We start from the raw sequence: 18,943 nt of genomic DNA on the forward strand, positions 1-18,943 counted from the left end.
TTAACAAATCCAAGTCCTCTTTACCAAGTTGGAGTTTACCTGTACCCTTAATTCCATTTGATGCCTGCATTTTAGCTAGTGAAGCACCAACACTATCAATTTCATCCTGTATCTTTCGATTGCTATCAATACGATTTAAATGCGCCTGTTCCTCTAGATTCGTGCTTACTCGTTCGAGCGTTCCGTCTTGATTCATTCGATAAACAGGTACTTTTGCTGTTTGTTCGTCGATTTTTCTTGCTATCTTTTCAACGGTATCATACATTTTATTGTTACCGTATTTTTCAACTTCTAAAGTTTTCAGTCTCAATTTTCCAAATAAATGGTTTTTACTATTTTGCATTGATTGTACCACATTTTCTATCTTACTTGGATTGAATTTTACTCCTCCACCTTGTACTTTCGCAAGCCTTGACATAGATATAAAGCTATCCATTGCACGAAAGGATTTTGCAGCTGGTCCTACAAGCGGAATCATGTCTAGTGCACCAAACGCGCCTCTTCCTACCCGATCCGTTGTGTTTAATTCACGGCCAGTACCCCAATCTTTCCCTTCTATTGCGCTTTTTAATTCCAATCCGCCAAAAGCGACAGAAGTTGCAATTCCAAGTGGTGGAACTGTAATTGTTAAAATGATTAATGCTCCGGCAATTGCAAGGTCACGCCAAAACTCTAACTTTTGTTGGCCCTCTGCAATCGTTTCATAATCGAATCCTCGCATGGATGGTGCCAATTCTCGGTATTTTTCATAATTCAGCTCTAAATCTGGATTTTGCATTTTAATTTCTTTGTACTGTGCCTGAAGAACTTCATCAAAAGCAACAGAATCTTTAAATATATCTTCTACTGTAATTTCATCTTTTTTTGTGGTAGTTGTTTGTACTTGTCCAGAGCGGTGTGCGGCTGGTGTGGTTGTCGTTGTTGTGGAACCGATGCGGTTTTCTGTTTTGTAGTTTTTCAAAGACAAGTCACGTATTTTTCCAGCAAACTTATCCATGTCTTCTAAGAATGGTTTGTCAAAGTGCCTTTTCACTACATCACCTACATTATCACAAAAGTTTCCTAATTGATTGTAGTCATCATGTAGTTCATTTAGCTCCTTTTCTTTGTTGCGGTGTTCAAATTGAATGCTTCGATCTGAATCGAGTTCTCTTATTTTTTCCTCAATGTCTCCTAACATATCATTAATATCTTTTAATTTCGGAATTGCCTCTTTTGTTACCTTATCGATGCCTTATTTCATTTCTTGCCACTCTTTTGGCTTATAACGGACATCCATTCTTTTTATCTCCCTCCTAGCATATTCTACAAAAAACATTGTATCAAAATTCTGAATTTATTATGTATTAATTTGCAAAATGATTTGATAAAAATTCCCTTTTCTATAATTTGTTCTGTATCTAGATAAATTCACGCTAAAAGCCTACAATCGCATAAAATGATTGTAGGCTTTTAGAACGGTAACTTATGATTCTTCTTAACTTTCATTAACGATAAATATAATACTAACTATTTATGTATCTATTATTAACTTTTCGAGTTATTCACAGCTTTTAAGAATAAATACTCCTTCACAGTTATTTCAACTGTCGGACAATATTCTACTTTAGATAACTTATGAAGTAAGAAAAGGTTCTTTTCTAATTGTTTTATCATTTCATCTGTGGATTAACAATGATTATATCCTCTTCATTTGGTATATCGTATAACCGGCAACCATTACGAATCACCTTCTTCAACTTTGGGGTTGCAGCTAACACAACCGAACCAGACCTAGTCTTATTACTAACTACGGCTAGTTTAACTCTTAATGAATCTAATCCCTGCAAAATACATTCAACATCTGGCATAAAATGATTTTAAGTCTATACACGCACTAATGAAAAGCCAAGAGACATCAAAGAAGGTAGATCAAGCAATACAACGTCTTATAAAAACAAAGGCTAAAATCAATTTTAATCAAGTTGCGCTAGAATCAGGTGTATCTAAAGCATTTCTTTATAATAATCGAGAAATACGAAATCGAATAAAGGGATTACGAAAACAACCAGAAGGGTTAAATTCCCCACAAACTCAAATGAGTGTATCCGAGAGAACCGAATTTAATTTAGTAGCACTTGAAGAACGGGATATACCCGGGTTAATTGCACTTTCGGCTTTAGTTGGATGGGATTATGATATACATGAAATTCAAACAGTGATGTCATCTGGCAGAGTTTACGGACACAAGAATAACGAGGGAGAAATTGTATCGAGTGCGGCAATTATTCCTTACGGGTCAAGCCTAGCATCTATTGGTTTGGTCATTGTTCATCAAGATTACAGAGGTAATGGGCTAGGAAGAAAAGTAACACAAAAATGTTTAGATTCTATTTCAGACGATACCACGGTTATGTTAATTGCGACACATGAAGGAAAGCCAATGTATGAGAGCATGGGATTTTGTTCGATAGACTCTGTTCATAAATATCTTAGTGATAGCTATCTTTTGATAGAGCCAAACAATAATTTGGATATGGAAATAACTCCTATGCGAGAAGAGAATTTACCTCAAGTTGTAAAATTAGATAAAAATGCATTTGGCGAAGAAAGAATGACTTTTCTAATCCATCGGATTAGGCAAACAAAAGAGGCACTTGTCGTCAAAGATTCCTATGGAACAATCATAGGGTTTGGCTTGTCTATTTTAGGACCTATTAATCTAATTCTAGGGTCTATTGTAGCCCCTAATGATCATATAGCCTCCTTATTAATTGATAAATTGGCTTACAACCATCAAGGTAAATTAAGAATCAATATTCCATCAGAGAATGGGGCTTTTATGTCACATTTAGAAAAACATGGTTTTGTAAAAGTAAGTCAATCTCCTATAATGATTAAAAATTCAAAGCAATTACCATCACGTAATAAAACATTATATGGAATAGCTGCGCAGATTTTTGGGTGACTTTGTTATTCAACGAACGGTGCGTTAATTTAATAACACATCATAAAAGGGTAAACTTTATTTAAACCAATATTTACATTGAATACATGTAAATGGTGTGAGAACAATTGATATTTCAATTGTTCTCACATCGAAGTTAAGATAATTGGAATATCTCGGCTGTACCCCTATTTCAAATATTAATCTTTTATTGTTTAATAAATATCATTTAATAAATATCATTTAATAAATATCATTTAATAAAAATGATTAAATATAAATTTCATTTGCTGTAGATAGTGATAAATCCACGCTTGAAAACGACGTATTAGTTTCTGTTTTAAAGGTACCCAAAAATTTTTTTTAATACAATTCTATGTAAACCCTAAAAAACACCCTTACGAGCCTTTAAATAACTTTAAACGAAATTTAAGTGAATTTTGTATTTTTCAAAACCAAAACATAATAGAATTTGAGACTCATATACGAGTCTCTTTTTGTTATAAAAACCCGGAAATATAATGTATATAACCTTGTGTTAATAGAAAGCTATAATATTAGTTGTTATTCAACAAAATATTGAAAATTGGGTCTAAATTTGAGAAATATCAATATTTCTTCCAAATATTGATAGATTGATATACGACTTAATCGTACCAAATAATTGCAAGGAGGTTTAACTGATGAAAAGAAACAAAGTATTGTCAATTTTTCTTTCTTTAGGATTAGCGTTTTTAGTAGGATTATCTGCAATCTCATTTCCGACAGGAGCGAATGCTGAGGTAAAGGGCGGTAATTCCGGAACCTATTACAAACCACCAACAAGTGCAGACTCCATTTTTTTCGAGACTTCAAAGAAGGACGGGAAAATTGTTTATACTGACACAAAGGTTATGAAATACGCTAAATAATAAAAGATCCGAACTAGGTCATTTGCCTAGTTCGGATTTTTTTATTATACAAACGATGTATAAGTTGTATAATCCAAGAGTTTATTACAACTAATGTAAAAATTACAAGTATAGCAACAATGCTCTCATTTGAAGCAACATAAGGTATTAACGAACTGCGTACTGCAAAAAACATGATGAAGGCAAAAGCAATAGCCCAAATAAATTTAAACATCTGCATACTCCTCTTGTATTTAAAATAGATACAAAACTAATGCTATTTTAAATTAGAAAGTCGCATCAACCACCAACGTCGCCCTCTGCCATAAGGCTCACTTTATTGTTCTTAGGGTTATCGACTTTCTCTGTAATACCTAACGAGAAGGTAAAGACTAAAGCCAATCCCATTAAACTCAATAATGATTTTTTCATACTAACGCTCCTTTCGCTGCCGATTCCTTTTTCGCCTGCATACCTAAGTAGAAATACTTACTAGATTTAACGTGTAACTCTTCTTCATAGCACTTAGCACCTAGTATTTCGTAATAGTCTTGCACGTTATCATATAATTCTTCTCTATCGAAGTACGTAATTCCTGTTAAAATTGTATCTTCAAGCTTTTCCGCTGAATAATTGTTGTTCATCGCCTTTAGGATCATATTACGATGCTGGTACTCTTCTTGTTGTAAATCATAGCTAATTTTTAAGCCCCGTTCAATTAACGCGTTAGCCTCTTCCGTTTGTCCTAGTTTGAAATGCTCTTTCGCTTTCACGTATATAGCTTTGTAGTGATTCGGTGACTTCTCTACGACTTCCGAAAGATAGCGTAACGAAAGTTCGGATAAATTTTGCTTTGCATACAGCCATCCTAGATTGTGGCGAGTCATTAAGATGAATCTTTCTTCGCCGACTTTTTGGAACTGATCCATTGCCGCGGCAAAATGCTCTTCGGCTAGTTCCCACTCTCGTAAATAAGTACAAGCTAGACCTAGTACATTATCGCAGAAAGCTTTGTTGACTTCGTTTCCGTTGTAGTTAGTAAATATATCTTTCGCTTTGCTTGCGTATTTCACAGCTAAAAGTGACTGCTGCGTGTAGTAATAGTATGTAGATAATTTGTAGTAGAACTCGGCTTTTTCTAGCTTATCGGGAACGAATTTCAAAAGGTTATCAGCCTTTTCATATTCTTCTCTCGCATCGTTAAAGTTACCAACCTCACTAAAATATATCGCCTTGAAAAAGTGATAATAATAGGCAAGAAAACCCTCTGACGGTTTACTAAAAGACTCGATTTTATTAAAACTATCTTTAGAAATCCTTAAGTTATCTACCAAATGATTATATCTAAAGTCTAGCAAAGCATAATACAACAACAATTCTTCGTCTTGTATAGTTATTTCATCATTGATAGATGAGCTGAATTGAAGCTCTAACTTTTCTTTAATACTTCGCGCATCCCCTACGTTTCTCGCTCTCATCTCAACATACCAATCATTCAGTAACTCTATTGTTTTCTCTTTATCTGTAATAGTGTACATGGAAACCCTCCTTTATAGCTATATACTACATCTATAATAACAGAAAATTAAGACACTAAACACTTAACCATATTTAATAAAAACTTTCTCCAAAATTCGCAGACAATTATAATACATTTCAAAAAAACAGCGTAGTATATAGTAGAACCTCAGTTTATACAGTCTGTCGTTATCGATGTGAGTAGGGGTTAAGCGGCAACTACGGAATTTTAGTCAGAGGTAACGACAGCTTACATTCCCTGCCATGAGCCCTTTAAATACTTTTCATCAAGATTACCGCGCATAAGATGTGTTTATATAACAACTTTTCGATAAATAAATTCCAAACAATTTAACTTTGTAAATCCGCAAGTTCAGGATGCTTTATCTTAGGACATTTCAAACCTAATTCTTTTATTTTTAAGACAAGAGGATATAATTTACTTAATGTACAATACCATTCTTTTTTCGTTAGTTCATTATAATGACCTTCAGCAGAACTTGCTCCTTTAATCCAATAAACAAATTGAATAACTTCATCACATTTTTCATGTACTAGAACAAAATGACTTTCTGTTTCATATCCATTTTCCCAAGCAAACTGTAACGCGAGAGAATACTCAAATGTATCACTGAATGTTGTAAACCATTTACGTAACGAATTATATGTTTTCATGATACTTTTTGGGAAACGCTCTGGATACAAACCATGCAACATCAAATATGGATTATTTTACTAATAGCCATATACAGGCATAGCGATTCTATGTTTTTTATCCATTTCCTTTTGTACCAAATAACTGTTTAAATGCAAAATCAATTCGTAAATTTACTAATTTTGTGGACATGGGTTCCCTCTTTCTGTCTTTCTTTTCCTTTTATTTTGTAAGATAATTCCTTATACATGCAAATTCTATCGCTATTTAGATTAATTTTAAACCATTCAATGCTTAAGCACTCCGTCCCTCCTTATAAAAATGGAGATGTTCTATACATTCATTAATTACGGTATATGAAATTTTATAATAAAAAAGAAAATAAACACCTCTAATGAGTGCTTATCTTCTTGGTAAAATTTATGTCAGGGGTGACTATATAGAAAAAACCATCTTATACTATTTATTTTATTACATTACGAACATTTTGATATTGAGAAATAAAATCCTTCCTCTTCTTACCAGTTATGATTGATACATTATATATACATCTCTTATAACAAAAGAAGAAAAATAAATACTTTCCCCTGCTAATTCTAGCGATTTTTATATTTTTTAACAAAAAATGTTATACCTAAGTGAGAAAATTTCTATTATTTAGATTCAAATTTAAATAGCATAGATGCTTATATGAGCGCTGAATCAATAATTAATGTATGACAGTAAAAAAATTGCTGTTCTAAGTCTCTCGCTTAACTATTTATAACGGTAAATAAACTCCTATTAAAAGCTTATTATGTTATAATTTCTCTTTAAACTTCAAAATATTTCCCATTTTAACAGATGATTCCCTTACATAAAATCATAAGGCTACCGTTACTAGGATTAAATTATTCTATTGATAAGAAGGTGATTTTTAATGAATATATTCTCTTATTTATCACGTATTGGCTTAACAAAATTAGATTTAGAGGATGATAAATTTAAATTATTGTGCAAAATACAAGAACAGCACCTTTACACAGTTCCCTATGAAAATACGGAATATCTTTTAGGGATTAGAGATTTTATGACACCCAAAAAAATTTATGAAAAAATTGTTTTAGAAAAACGTGGGGGAATCTGTCTAGAAATTAATTACCTTTTGTACCTACTGTTAAAAGAATTAGGCTTTACATGTACGTTAATATCAGGAAAAGTAAGAAGGAACTTTTTAGACCATATGATTATCCTTGTTCATCTTGATCAAGACTACTTAGTTGACGTTGGGTTTGGTGAGTTCTCTTTTCGTCATCCTTTACCATTTAATGGCGTAAGTAGTTCTTTTTTTAGTGGAACATTTCGAATAATTAATTCTGAAGAGGGTGTTAACAGCTACTGTTTACAGAGAAAAGAAGAAAATGAATGGACTACAAAATATGTTTTTACTAAAGAAAAACGTGAGCCACAAGACTTTAGGGAATCTTGGGATTGGTTTCGTACAAGTTCAAATCCAATAAGCGAAAATAGGATATGTACAATTGAAACTCCGTACGGCACAGTAAATTTGCTTAACGATACTCTTTCTATAATTTACTACAATGAGAAATTTACATTTGATATAAAAGAGTTAAAAAGCAATCCATTACTAGACTTTTTTGGAATATCTACTGAATAAATAATATGTCTTTTTCAATATAAACTATCCTTTACTTTGCAAAGCTTGAAGGAGTCATAAAAAAGTTATTTGTTATAAAAAAACAATACACAATAAATGCATTAATTTAAGTTAATACATTTATTGTGTATTGTTTTTTAGCTATTAGGTGCACCTTTTTAAAAGGTTATTTTTCTAAAACAACCTAAAGTCAAGCCCCTCGTTTTTCTAACTATATGTCTAAATATATACACTTTATTGAGGGTAAATCAATTCTCATTAATAGACGAACTTAAATTCGTATGTTTACTTTCTATACGCTGGTAAAAAATATCCCCCATCTCTTCTAAGGTTACCTCACCCTTCTCGTAAGACTCTAGCACTTCTATAAAACAATCTTCACCAATCATATCCCTTAATATGTTAAATAATGAAAAAAAGGTTTTGTTTTCTACATGTATATCTAAATCACTTAAAGCTGCAACAACCTTAAAACTCTCTCTATCCGCTTCAATTATTTTTAAAATTAGTTTCTTTAATAGCAATTCTTGCCACATAAAATCCCCCCTATTTATTTCTTCTTTCTAAAAATTTCCTTAGATTCGCTTCTTGTCCTACATCCCAAGGTTCAAAAAATATTCTTGTCTCACATTCCTTAGGTAAGAAAGGCGCACTTTGCGATCCAGCTTTCTCATTTCCTTTATAATAATTTAATAAATATTCCGGTACATCAGGTAACGAACCATTTTCTATTTCATTAAATGCTTTTTGAACTGCAGTAACAATACTCCTAGATTTAGGTATAAAAGAGAGATAAGTTACCAAGCTAGCTAAGATTAATATTGAATCATATTCCTCATCACCTAAATTATTATATAATTGTTGCGCACTAGCAATTTGTTGCATAGCATCTATTTTAGCTAATCCTATATCTTCAGCAGCAAAGATAGATAGCCTTCTAAAAATTTGACTCCCAGGCACACCAATCCTTATCATACGACAAAGGTAGTATACAGAGGCATTTTCATCACTACCTCTAAGTGACTTTATAAAGGCTGACATTAATTTAGATGGATCATCACCTTGAGAAACTCCAAGTACAGACTGTACATCTTCCACAGTTATTATGCCTTCAGCTGAATTAAATAGTAATTCTAAAGTCGTAATAAATTTTCTTACATCATTTTCATAAGCACCTAATAACAACTCTTGTGCATTAGAATCAACGTCCACATTTGGAAATTCATCCCTTATCCTATCTAATAATAAATTTATTTCTTTTTTAGATGGTGGATATAATCTTGTTAAGAACATTCTTGACCTTATTGCTTGTGAAATTGTCTTATAAGGATTCTCCGTTGTTGTACCTATACAAATTACCCTTTCTTCCTCCATATAAGATAATAAGATACTCTGTAGCCTCTTATTTAGATAATGAATTTCATCAAGTATTAAAACAAACGGTCCAAAATGGCTGTCAATAGCATTCCTAATATCAGTAGTGGAGTGTACCGTAGCATTCATTTCTTCATAGGGAAGCGAGGAAGCTCTAGCTAATATTTTTGCTAAACTTGATTTTCCTGTACCTGGGGGACCATACAATAGTACGGACTTTAAATTATTATTTTTCAACATTTTCATGATTGGGTGATTTTTATTCTTTATATGTGTTTGTCCTAAAACCTCAGATAAACTTTGAGGTCTGAGTAACTCAGTTAATATGCTAACCATTTACTATATGTCCCCCGATCTTATAACTACTAAGTCTTTTCTAGTACAATACCCGCAATTCCATGATCAATACTAGCGCTAACCAATAAAATTCCATCCCCAGCAACTAATACGTTCTTTTCTTCTAGTTCTTTTAAAGAATAAAAGATATCACTACCTAATAAATTTGCTTTAGGATATCTTTCTCTTTTTATAGTTTTCCATGAAATATTACTATTGATTTCTTCGAACTTACAATGTAACCTATAGGATAAATTTTGATGTAAAACAAATTTAACAGAATTTTCATTGCTATTAATATCATCCGATAAATCTTTATATTTAGCAACAATTAAATTTTCTGACTCAATATACTCCTCGATTCCCCATTTACTTAAATCTATGTTTAGGCAGCTCGGATAAATTTTAACATCTTTAATTTTATAGCTACCTTGATTATTACTTAATAAAATGGATGTTGCTCCATCACCTTTTATATGTCCATTAAACGAAAACCTCGAAAAGGGTGGAACCACCGAGTCCACTATAGTTAGGAGGAAATTTTCATAATTCCCGTTTAGTAAAGAGACAGCTAATTCTATAGCAATAGCGCTATTTAAACTACCAGCATGTCCAATTGAAAATGGCAGGCTTCTCTTTAAACCAAGTTTCTTTTTTGCTCTTAACACCGGTAATATACTATGACTACTTTCTATAGTTTCATGACAATAACAGAAGACATCTATGTTTTTTGGAGAAATATTAGATTTACTTAATAGTTCAAGTAGAATATTTGAATGTAATTCATCGAACACCGGGATATGAGGATTGCCTAAATCAAAACTTTTTTGCAACTCTACATTATGAAATTGTGACAAGACTCCTCGATTATCTTTAAATAGCCAATATAAAGGGTCTTCATCAGAATAACTTTTCTGCTTAAAATCCTCTATGTAATCTTGGTATTTAATTTCATTCGCTGTTTCAAAATTTAATAAAGATAAAAAAATCTCTTTCATAGAATAACCTCCTTATACATACTGATGTAAGGCACATCCATATGTACCACCTAACCCTACTGTAAGGGTTAAGTAATAGTCACCTGGTTTAAGTATTTTTTCTTTATCCATACTGCCAATGTTATAAAGAATATCTCCACAGTATAAATGTCCTAATTCCTTAATTGTAGAAATATAAAATTTATCTATAGAACAATTTAACACTTCAGAAACCTTCACCCAAGTTAAATAATTTGCATTGCTTCCCACTATAATACTGACCTGATCTAAATCTAACTGCGCCTCTTTTAATACTTTCCTTATTAATTGTCTAATAGCAAAATAATAAGTAGTGTTAAACCAAGCTAATTGCTCTGTAGTAGAATTGACACCATTATATGTGACAGCATCGACATCATTTTGAACAACATTAATACGATGTCTCCCCGTTTTCATCTCCTTACTTAGATAACAACAAACAGCACTATCGCCTAATAATGAATCAGGGATACGACGTAAGCTTGGATAAAATGCTTTATCCCCTGTAACTAATAAGGCACCTCTAACATCATCGTTGTTATTCATGAGGTTCTGAATTAATAACAATGCTGTATGGATTGAAGCACAATTTTGCTGGCCAACAGAAAACGTACGAGCTTCAATTAAATCAAAATCATGAATTAATTTCCTAAAAACATTTTGTTCATGCCAAAATACTTGAGATGTTTTTACAAATACGATGTAGTCTATAGGCTTTCTGTCTTTCTTTACCTGTTCAACTGTCGGTTTACAAGCGTTATAAACCATTTCTTCTAAACTTAATCTATCTTCTATTGGAATAAATTCGAAACCTAGCTCTTCTTTAAATCTTGTTACATCTGTGTCTTCAAAAGGGGTGTTTATGTTGCGTATCATCTTTGCAACATCTTCAACCCCCACTTTTTTTTCTGGGATGTAGCTAGATATATGCGATAAATAAATTGGCTCCATAATCCCTATACCTTACCGTTCATAACTTTGTTTTTTATGTCTAGCTTTAATATATTTGAAGATCCCTCCATGAACTCTATCATTCTAGCATCTCTCAGCCACTTTTCGAGCAAAGGATGTTCTCCAAAAGCTTGATTACCCATTAAACTCACACACTCTCTAGCTACTTTCACAACTACTTGATTCATATATTGTTTAGCCATCGATGAATAATAAGAGTTAAAAACCCCGTCATCAGAAAGTTTAGCTGCATGTAGTGTTAAAATCCTTCCACGGTCAACCTCCCAACGAAGTCTATCTAGAATAAAATGATTGTACTCAAATGTAATATGTTCTTTTACATAATCAATTATTGCATTACTTAATCCAACAGCAATGGCTGCAGTAGCTGGCCTCATATGAAGAAAAGTTTCCATAGCGCCTCTAATCCCTCTATTTAAAGGCTTTTTGTCATATCCTAAGATATCTTTTTCATCGACTATACATTCATCGAAATGGATATAACCCAAGCGAGCTGCTTTCAATCCCAATGTTTTGTCGATGGATTGATTAATTCCATGCTTATGATTCTGTTTATTTACAAGAAATGCCTCTAAAAAAATACTATTGTTTTTCTGAACATCCTTTTTTCTTTTTCTTGCAAAAACGATCATATAATCCGCTACAGCTCCATTACCAACATATCTTTTTTGTCCATTCAATACATACGTATTGTTGTCTTTCATATCAGCTTGCATAGTCATGCTTGCGATATCCGATCCTGCCGACGGCTCTGTCAATGCAAAAGCTGACCATGCTTTATTGTTGATAAAATATCCAAAAAAATCATCCTTTTGCTTTTCGGTTCCAATCTTATCCACAATAGTACCAGAAAGATTAGGCCCTGGTAGGGCTAAATATAATCCTGGATCACCATAAGCAATTTCTTCTACAAATAATACGTTCTCTAGTGCTGTAGTTCCAAAAATTGTACTACCATCTTCTAACGTGATTCCATCCCAATACCTAGAAGGAGTTTTAAATAATTGTAATGGTTTAAAGATGGGGTCATTGACGAAACTGTCCACTGGCTGATTTTGTTTATCACTTTCTAAAGCAATTTCTCTAATTAATTTTTTGTATGGATTTAACCATTTTTTGAATAAATCTATTTGCATTTATTATCACCCTTTTTAAATTTGGTAATTAAATAATTAGCTATATGTACCTTATATTTTTGATACGAAGAAATTAGGGTTTCATCAAAAAAATCAAAAATATTTTCTCTTATTGTATCTACTAATATAGGATGTAATTGGATACCAGTAATAGCAGCTTGATTATGAACAATAGTAACTCCTAGCATCTGTCTACTTCTTAAATAAAATTTAATGTATGCACTCTCTAGAAGTTTTGGAATTTCAATACCGTAAATAAATTCCTCTGGTTTTAAAAGCAGTTCATTTTGTCCCTTTACTAAACTTCTAATTGGTACCTTCCTAATCCCCTCTTGAGAACAAACCCATACCTCAGAATTAGTTAGATACCATACCCCCCAATAATCCCCTGCTAAATTGGCATCACAAATTGTTCCACCTATCGTAGCCCTGTTACGCACTTGTAAATCTCCAATGGTTATTGCTGCCTGACAAAATGCAGGAATATTTAATTTTATTTTATCGTTATTCACTATTTCTGTATGTGTAACGCAAGCACCTATAAATATACTATGCTCATTTTCTCTGACACTTTTTAACTCTTGTATATTAGATACATCCACTAAATAATCAGGATATAACTCTCCTTTAGATATCTTATTAACAACAACCTGTCCACCACTTATTATCGTAACCTTCTCTTTTTCTTTTGATAGTAGCATTACCGCTTCTTCTATACTTTTTGGTGCTAGATATACAGTCATTTTTCCCCCTTATAAAAAACGTTAGATAATTCGATTCTTATAATTCAATTAGACCCCTTAAGTTAGTGCAAACTTTCACAATCAAACATTTAAATCTTATTAATAAGGATAATCATGTCTTATGTTGATCTAAAAATATTTCTTCAATGACTGAACTAATTCCCAGACACGGTAACTTAAGATACAGTATTTTATCTTAATACGCCGTTTAGCTTTTTATTAACTATTTGCAAAATCCATACCTTGTATAGCTGCCCATATTTTATCTGAAGTAGCAGGCATATCAATATGATCTATGCCAAAAATTGACAAAGCATCTACAATAGCATTTATAATAGCTGGCGGACTTCCAATAGCTCCGGCTTCCCCTACCCCCTTAACCTTTAGAGGATTTGTAGGAGATGGTGTGATTGTTTTATCTAATGTAATTTTGGGAATGTCAAAGGCTCTTGGTAATTGATAAGTTCGAAATGACTGGGAAACTGGCATCGAACTTGATTTTCCATTACAAATTTCTTCCATAAGGGCTTGTCCTATACCTTGAGCAATCCCTCCTCTAATTTGCCCTTCCACAATGTCCTCATGGATAATATAGCCACAATCATCCACTGTAAAATATTCTAGTATTCTAGGTTCACCAGTCATGGTATTAATTTCAACAATGCATAGATGTGTTCCAAAAGGAAAGGTTAGGTTCGAAGGTTCAAAAAACACTGTAGCCTCTAAACCAGGCTCCATACCTTCAGGTAATTCATGAGCTATATATAACTTTTGAGACACTTCTTCGATTCCAATAGAGATTCCCTCTTCTGTGAAAAAAACACCATTTTCAAAGCTCACCTGGGAGATATCGACATTCCAAATTAAAGAAACGTACATTTTTGATTTTTGAATAATTTTTTGACAAGCATTATATATGGCCGTTCCACCAACTGCCGCACTTCTACTTCCATACGTCCCGCCTCCCCAAGGAACATTACTGGTTTCACCAGTAATAACTTCAATATTTTCAAAGCTAACACCTAGTTCACGAGATACAATTTGTGCCCAAGTAGTTTCATGTCCTTGACCAGCTGGGCATGAGCCAGATATAACAGTTACAGAGCCTAAAGGATGGAATCGTACAACTGCAGATTCAAATCCACTTGTCATTAATCCCAAAGCTTTATTTTCTTTAGAAGGACCTGTCCCACAAAACTCTACATAACTTGATATCCCAATACCTAATTGATAGATATCTCCCTTTTTTCTTCTTCTTTCTTGTTCATTTTTCCACTCATTATATCCACTAATCTTAAGTACTTTATCTAATGATTTATGATAGTCTCCACTATCATATTCAAGACCTGTTATTACCTTTTTCGGAAAATCCGTAGCTCTAATAAAATTTTCCTTTCGCACTTCTATCGGGCTCTTATTGCACTTTTGAGATACCATATCAATTATTCTTTCTAATAAAAAAATAGCCTCTGGTCTACCAGCTCCTCTATAAGCATCAATGGCTATTTGGTTGGTATAATATGCTTTTACATTTACATTGATGTAAGGAATGTCATAACAATTAGATAGCATTTTTAAAGTATAAATTGGCATCCCTGTTGTAGCTGCATGCAAATAAGCTCCCATATTTGCATGCAACACTAAATCTATACCCACGATTTTTCCATTAGAATTATAATAAACTTCTACATCGTGAATTTGATCTCTTCCTTGAGTAGTATTAAAAAAATGTTCTTGTCTTGTTTCAATAAACTTTAAATTTTTCTTTAATTTTTTAGCATAATAAGCTAAAAGAATTTCTTCCCGATAAATATTCATCTTCGAACCAAAAGCCCCTCCTACATCAGGGCACTTTACAAATAGACGATTTTCAGGATGCCCTGTGGCAAGAGATAATGATAATCGTAAAACATGCGGCAATTGTGTTGAACTCCATATTGTTAAATTATCAGTATATCCATCATATTGAGCCACAACTCCCCTTGTCTCTAATGGGAGCGGCCCTACTCTAGGGATAGTAATTCTCTTTCGAAAAGAAAATTCTGCACTTTCAAGAATCCCTGTATCTCCAAATGTTTTTTTTATATCATATGCTATATTCCCCTCAATATCTTCATGAACAAGAGGACTATTTTTGTTTATAACTTGAGATAAACTTGTGACACTTTTTAATTCCTTGTATTTTATACGGACTTTACTTGCTGCATGTAATCCTATTTCCCTACTTTCTGAGATTATCATGACAACAGGCTCACCTACATGTCGAACTTTATCCTTAGCTAATAAAGGATGGCCTGGATTTTTAAGAGTATCAACTGGCCAAACCATTGGTACCTCCCCTAAAGTATCCGGGAGTTCTTTAAATGTAAAGATGTCTACGACTCCAGGGATTAAAGCATCTTTACAATCAATATCCTCTATAATGGCATGGGAAACCGAACTTCTCACAAAAACAACGTGATACATATTAGGAACCTCAATATCCCCTACATATCTCCCTTGTCCGGTAATAAATCTAAGATCTTCTTTTCTAGAAGGATTTTTCCTCAAGAGATTCCCTCTCTTCATTCGATTTCTTTAAATTTGCTATCTCAACAAGAACTTCTTCTGCATGCTGATTAGGATTAACATCTCTGAAGACTTTTTGAACAACTCCTTCTTTATTAAGAATAAAAGTAGTGCGAACAATAGAATTAATAACTTTCTTTAAAAATTTCTTTTCTTCAAAAACACCATATTGTTTTGCGACTTCAAATTTCTCATCACTTAAAAGTTCAAACGGTAAATTATTCTTGACAATAAACTTCTTATGAGATTCTAAACCATCCGCACTGATTCCAAATAAAACGACATCCTCAAATTCTAAGAATTTCTCAAAGCTATCTCGAAACGAGCAAACCTCTTTTGTACACCCCGGTGTACCATCCTTTGGATAAAAGAACAATACAATATATTTACCTAAATACTCCTTCAGGTTTACATTGCCCCCCATTGAAGACGGTAATTCAAAATTAATAGCTTGATCTCCTTGGTTCATCATTATATTTCCTCCTTATTAGTTATGATTTTGGATATAATCCGTTAATTTTTCAAAAGAATCAATCAATTTATCTTGCAAAACCACCTTTTCCATATCAAATTCAACATCAAATTCATCTTCCATATTTACTAACCATCGAATAATTGTTAATGAGTTAAGTGACAAAGCATTAATGTCATCATTTACTTGTACAATTATCTCTCTATCTAAAGCACCCTCTGATGCATCCACCAATGTATTGATAATTCGTTCCTTAATTTCCTTCATTTTTATCCTCCCTATCTACTTAATTACCAACATAACCTGAATAGTACTTGATGATTTCACTTAAAATACTAATTGCTATTTCCTCCGGTGTTTTAGCTCCGATTTCTAATCCAATAGGGCAATGGATTTTTCCTTTTTCACTAGAGTTCGTTTCCTTTAATAAGTTATGTAAGCGCGTCCTAGGACCCATTACTCCAATATATTTAAATTCTAAATCCATTGCACTCTTTAAACATAAACTGTCAAAAGCAAAATCATGGCTCATAATTATAACTGGAATATCACGACTTTTATTTTGAAGAAATGACTTTATTTCTTCAAAATCTCGCAACAACACGTTAATCTCTTTGCATTTTCCAGTAAACTTATGCATTAAACTAGGCCTAAAATCCGCCAAAGTTATTTGATAAGATAAATTTCCCGCAGTTTCTACTACCGGGATTACATCATTCCCTGCCCCTACTACAATAATTTCTTTGGCTGGATAAAAAACTTGAGTAAAGGTGGTTATTTCGCCATTCTTATCATGATAAACTCCTAGATTGAAGATATTTTCTTTTAAAGCTTCTTTAATAATGGGATCGAAAGAAACTGAATTATTGAGTACTTTCATTTCTTTATTCTCATATTTAACGAAACTCTCTCCAATTAAAGCTGGATTTGCTTTACTATCTATAATCGTCCCTAGCAATACTCTTTCTTTTCTATCAAGTGCAGCATTAATGTGTTGTATTTCAGAGGAAAATCTTTTGATGTTTAATAACAATACATGCATATCTCCTTTACAACCTTTATCAAAACCCAAAATAGGATCAGGCTGTGTAAGATTTAAATAACTGGCCATATCAATTTTTTGCTCATTTGCAATTAAAGACAATGCTCGCTCAATTAAATCAAATTCTATACAACCACCACTCAATTGACTAAATGCTTCTCCTGAACTATTAACAACCATTTTTGCCCCTGATTTTCTATACGTAGATCCCTTTGTACCTATAATTGTAGCTAATACACTAGCTTGGTTATTTGTTACCTCATTTAATAACCTCTCCACTACTTTCATCATTAGACCCCTTACTTAAACTATGTTTGATTGCCTCAATAATAGGTGTATATCCTGTACAACGACAATAGTTACCTCTTAACAATTCTGCAATCTCTGAATCTGTTAACTCCTTATAATTATTCACAATATAAGTTCCAATCATTAAAAATCCGGGGGTACAAAAACCACATTGTAAAGCATAATGTTTTTGAAACGCCTGTTGTAAAATGCTTAAATTATTCTTCTCACCAATACCTTCAACTGTTGTTATAGATTTCTCATGACATTGAGCTGTTAGTACAGCACAAGATTTTATCGGCTTACCATCTATTAATACTGTACAAGCACCACAAGAGACACAGTCACATCCTATATGAGTGCCTGTCAGCTTTAAGTCTTCTCTTAAAAAATCTACCAATCTCTGAGTAGGTAAAATCTCTCTTTCAACTCTTTCTTCATTTATTACTAGTTTAGTAGGTAGCTTTTCACTCACAACTATGCTCCTTCAATAGATTTAATGTATAACAAATAATCCTCTGGGCGATCAATATCAATTAATGGAACACATTCATCTATATGATAATCTTGAGTATCTAAATTCTTATTTTTTATTAGTGAACTAAACCCATTGTCTCCTTGCAGCAGCTTTATCATACTTATCGCTTTTCTTCCCAACAAAACAGGGTGAGCAGGAGTTCCATTATAAAAAATACGTCCTACATCAAACTTAATTTTATGGTAATGATTTTTCATACGAGTAATTGTTTTAGGACAAATAATAGGCTGATCACCTACAAATATAAAGATAGGAATATCCTTTGTACAAGAATGTATTCCTATCTTTATTGATGTAGAAATACCCTCCTCATAGTCCTTATTGTGTACAATATGGATTTTTTGTAATACTTCTGTTGAAAGTTCACTCTCGATTTCATCTTTGAAGTGGCCTAGAACCACAATAACACGATAAAAATCTAACTCTAATATTCTTCTCACCACATGTTGAAGCAAAATTTCTTGATTTATCTTTAATAATTGCTTAGGCTGCCCCATCCTAGAAGATTTCCCAGCCCCTAACACCAATGCTATAAATTTTTGTTGTATACGATCTTTCACTTTAACTTGCATATTTTGTTTGTATATAGTCAATTAACTCATCAAGAGTATTATCCTGTCCAAAAGTATCTCTATAATCGAGTTCAATATCAAATTCATTTTCTAAATCAACCATCAATTTCATAAATTTAACAGAATCAATTTTTAATACTCCAGAACCCAGTTGATGGCTTAACTGTAAATCTTCTGTTCTGATTTCATTATCTTTAAAAACAGATTTTACTTTTTCAAATATTTCTTCTTTTTTCATAG

20 protein-coding genes and 1 pseudogene are annotated in these 18,943 nt (G+C 32.7%); 3 read left to right on the top strand and 18 right to left on the bottom strand.

Going from position 1 to position 18,943, the window contains the following annotated elements; genetic code table 11:
* A pseudogene (locus BAMA_RS14900) lies at positions 1-1,180 on the bottom strand (hypothetical protein); the annotation flags it as partial.
* 699 nt (positions 1,181-1,879) lie between these two features.
* On the opposite strand from BAMA_RS14900, the gene BAMA_RS14905 reads away from it, so the two are divergent.
* Both BAMA_RS14905 and BAMA_RS14910 read left to right on the top strand, forming a co-directional pair.
* Positions 1,880-2,947 carry a DUF6262 family protein gene (locus BAMA_RS14905; protein ID WP_235184462.1) on the top strand — a complete coding sequence of 356 codons (1,068 nt, stop codon included), beginning with the start codon at positions 1,880-1,882 and terminating at the stop codon, positions 2,945-2,947.
* Between the two features lie 662 nt (positions 2,948-3,609).
* The gene (locus BAMA_RS14910; protein WP_051758966.1) at positions 3,610-3,837 is read left to right on the top strand and encodes a hypothetical protein; all 228 of its coding nucleotides are present in this window, start codon (positions 3,610-3,612) and stop codon (positions 3,835-3,837) included.
* Positions 3,838-3,850: 13 nt separating this feature from the next.
* On the opposite strand, the gene BAMA_RS25190 is transcribed toward BAMA_RS14910, so the two are convergent.
* From BAMA_RS25190 to BAMA_RS14925, 4 genes are all read right to left on the bottom strand, one after another.
* Entirely contained in the window at positions 3,851-4,051 is a 201-nt protein-coding gene (locus BAMA_RS25190) for a hypothetical protein (protein WP_034640491.1), read from the bottom strand.
* Positions 4,052-4,116: 65 nt separating this feature from the next.
* Positions 4,117-4,248 carry a hypothetical protein gene (locus BAMA_RS25420; protein WP_265182746.1) on the bottom strand — a complete coding sequence of 44 codons (132 nt, stop codon included), beginning with the start codon at positions 4,246-4,248 and terminating at the stop codon, positions 4,117-4,119.
* Positions 4,245-5,354: a tetratricopeptide repeat protein gene (locus BAMA_RS14920; RefSeq protein WP_034640493.1), complete on the bottom strand. Its 1,110-nt coding sequence runs from the start codon at positions 5,352-5,354 to the stop codon at positions 4,245-4,247. Before BAMA_RS14920 ends, BAMA_RS25420 begins: the two co-directional genes overlap by 4 nt.
* Positions 5,355-5,685: 331 nt before the next feature.
* Complete coding sequence (locus BAMA_RS14925) at positions 5,686-6,009, bottom strand: hypothetical protein (RefSeq protein ID WP_200874691.1); 324 nt, start codon at positions 6,007-6,009, stop codon at positions 5,686-5,688.
* Between the two features lie 899 nt (positions 6,010-6,908).
* Here BAMA_RS14925 and BAMA_RS14930 point away from each other — a divergent pair.
* Positions 6,909-7,646: an arylamine N-acetyltransferase family protein gene (locus BAMA_RS14930; protein ID WP_051758967.1), complete on the top strand. Its 738-nt coding sequence runs from the start codon at positions 6,909-6,911 to the stop codon at positions 7,644-7,646.
* Between the two features lie 248 nt (positions 7,647-7,894).
* Here the strand turns inward: BAMA_RS14930 and BAMA_RS14935 are convergent, their stop codons facing one another.
* The 13 genes from BAMA_RS14935 to BAMA_RS14995 form a co-directional block, all read right to left on the bottom strand.
* Positions 7,895-8,182 carry a hypothetical protein gene (locus tag BAMA_RS14935; RefSeq protein WP_034640496.1) on the bottom strand — a complete coding sequence of 96 codons (288 nt, stop codon included), beginning with the start codon at positions 8,180-8,182 and terminating at the stop codon, positions 7,895-7,897.
* Between the two features lie 10 nt (positions 8,183-8,192).
* Complete coding sequence (locus BAMA_RS14940) at positions 8,193-9,356, bottom strand: AAA family ATPase (protein WP_034640499.1); 1,164 nt, start codon at positions 9,354-9,356, stop codon at positions 8,193-8,195.
* 29 nt (positions 9,357-9,385) lie between these two features.
* Positions 9,386-10,354, bottom strand: a complete 969-nt coding sequence (locus BAMA_RS14945) for a beta-ketoacyl-[acyl-carrier-protein] synthase family protein (RefSeq protein WP_034640501.1) — start codon at positions 10,352-10,354, stop codon at positions 9,386-9,388.
* A gap of 12 nt (positions 10,355-10,366) precedes the next feature.
* Positions 10,367-11,323: a 3-oxoacyl-[acyl-carrier-protein] synthase III C-terminal domain-containing protein gene (locus tag BAMA_RS14950; protein WP_034640504.1), complete on the bottom strand. Its 957-nt coding sequence runs from the start codon at positions 11,321-11,323 to the stop codon at positions 10,367-10,369.
* A gap of 5 nt (positions 11,324-11,328) precedes the next feature.
* Entirely contained in the window at positions 11,329-12,480 is a 1,152-nt protein-coding gene (locus BAMA_RS14955; RefSeq protein WP_034640507.1) for an acyl-CoA dehydrogenase family protein, read from the bottom strand.
* Entirely contained in the window at positions 12,471-13,223 is a 753-nt protein-coding gene (locus tag BAMA_RS14960) for an FAD binding domain-containing protein (RefSeq protein WP_034640508.1), read from the bottom strand. The genes BAMA_RS14955 and BAMA_RS14960 overlap by 10 nt, the downstream gene beginning before the upstream one ends.
* Before the next feature lie 219 nt (positions 13,224-13,442).
* On the bottom strand, positions 13,443-15,773 hold the full coding sequence (locus BAMA_RS14965; RefSeq protein WP_034640511.1) for a xanthine dehydrogenase family protein molybdopterin-binding subunit: 2,331 nt from the start codon (positions 15,771-15,773) through the stop codon (positions 13,443-13,445).
* On the bottom strand, positions 15,754-16,263 hold the full coding sequence (locus BAMA_RS14970; protein WP_034640513.1) for a peroxiredoxin: 510 nt from the start codon (positions 16,261-16,263) through the stop codon (positions 15,754-15,756). The genes BAMA_RS14965 and BAMA_RS14970 overlap by 20 nt, the downstream gene beginning before the upstream one ends.
* Before the next feature lie 15 nt (positions 16,264-16,278).
* Positions 16,279-16,530: a phosphopantetheine-binding protein gene (locus tag BAMA_RS14975; protein ID WP_034640516.1), complete on the bottom strand. Its 252-nt coding sequence runs from the start codon at positions 16,528-16,530 to the stop codon at positions 16,279-16,281.
* A 19-nt stretch (positions 16,531-16,549) separates the two neighbouring features.
* Positions 16,550-17,593, bottom strand: a complete 1,044-nt coding sequence (locus BAMA_RS14980) for an XdhC family protein (RefSeq protein WP_034640519.1) — start codon at positions 17,591-17,593, stop codon at positions 16,550-16,552.
* Positions 17,565-18,068, bottom strand: a complete 504-nt coding sequence (locus BAMA_RS14985) for a (2Fe-2S)-binding protein (protein ID WP_034640522.1) — start codon at positions 18,066-18,068, stop codon at positions 17,565-17,567. The genes BAMA_RS14980 and BAMA_RS14985 overlap by 29 nt, the downstream gene beginning before the upstream one ends.
* A 2-nt stretch (positions 18,069-18,070) precedes the next feature.
* Entirely contained in the window at positions 18,071-18,691 is a 621-nt protein-coding gene (locus BAMA_RS23545) for a nucleotidyltransferase family protein (protein ID WP_162176067.1), read from the bottom strand.
* Between the two features lies 1 nt (position 18,692).
* Complete coding sequence (locus tag BAMA_RS14995) at positions 18,693-18,941, bottom strand: acyl carrier protein (RefSeq protein WP_034640525.1); 249 nt, start codon at positions 18,939-18,941, stop codon at positions 18,693-18,695.
* Positions 18,942-18,943: the final 2 nt, after the last annotated feature.

It is taken from the genome of Bacillus manliponensis (assembly GCF_000712595.1).
GTDB lineage: Bacteria > Bacillota > Bacilli > Bacillales > Bacillaceae_G > Bacillus_A > Bacillus_A manliponensis.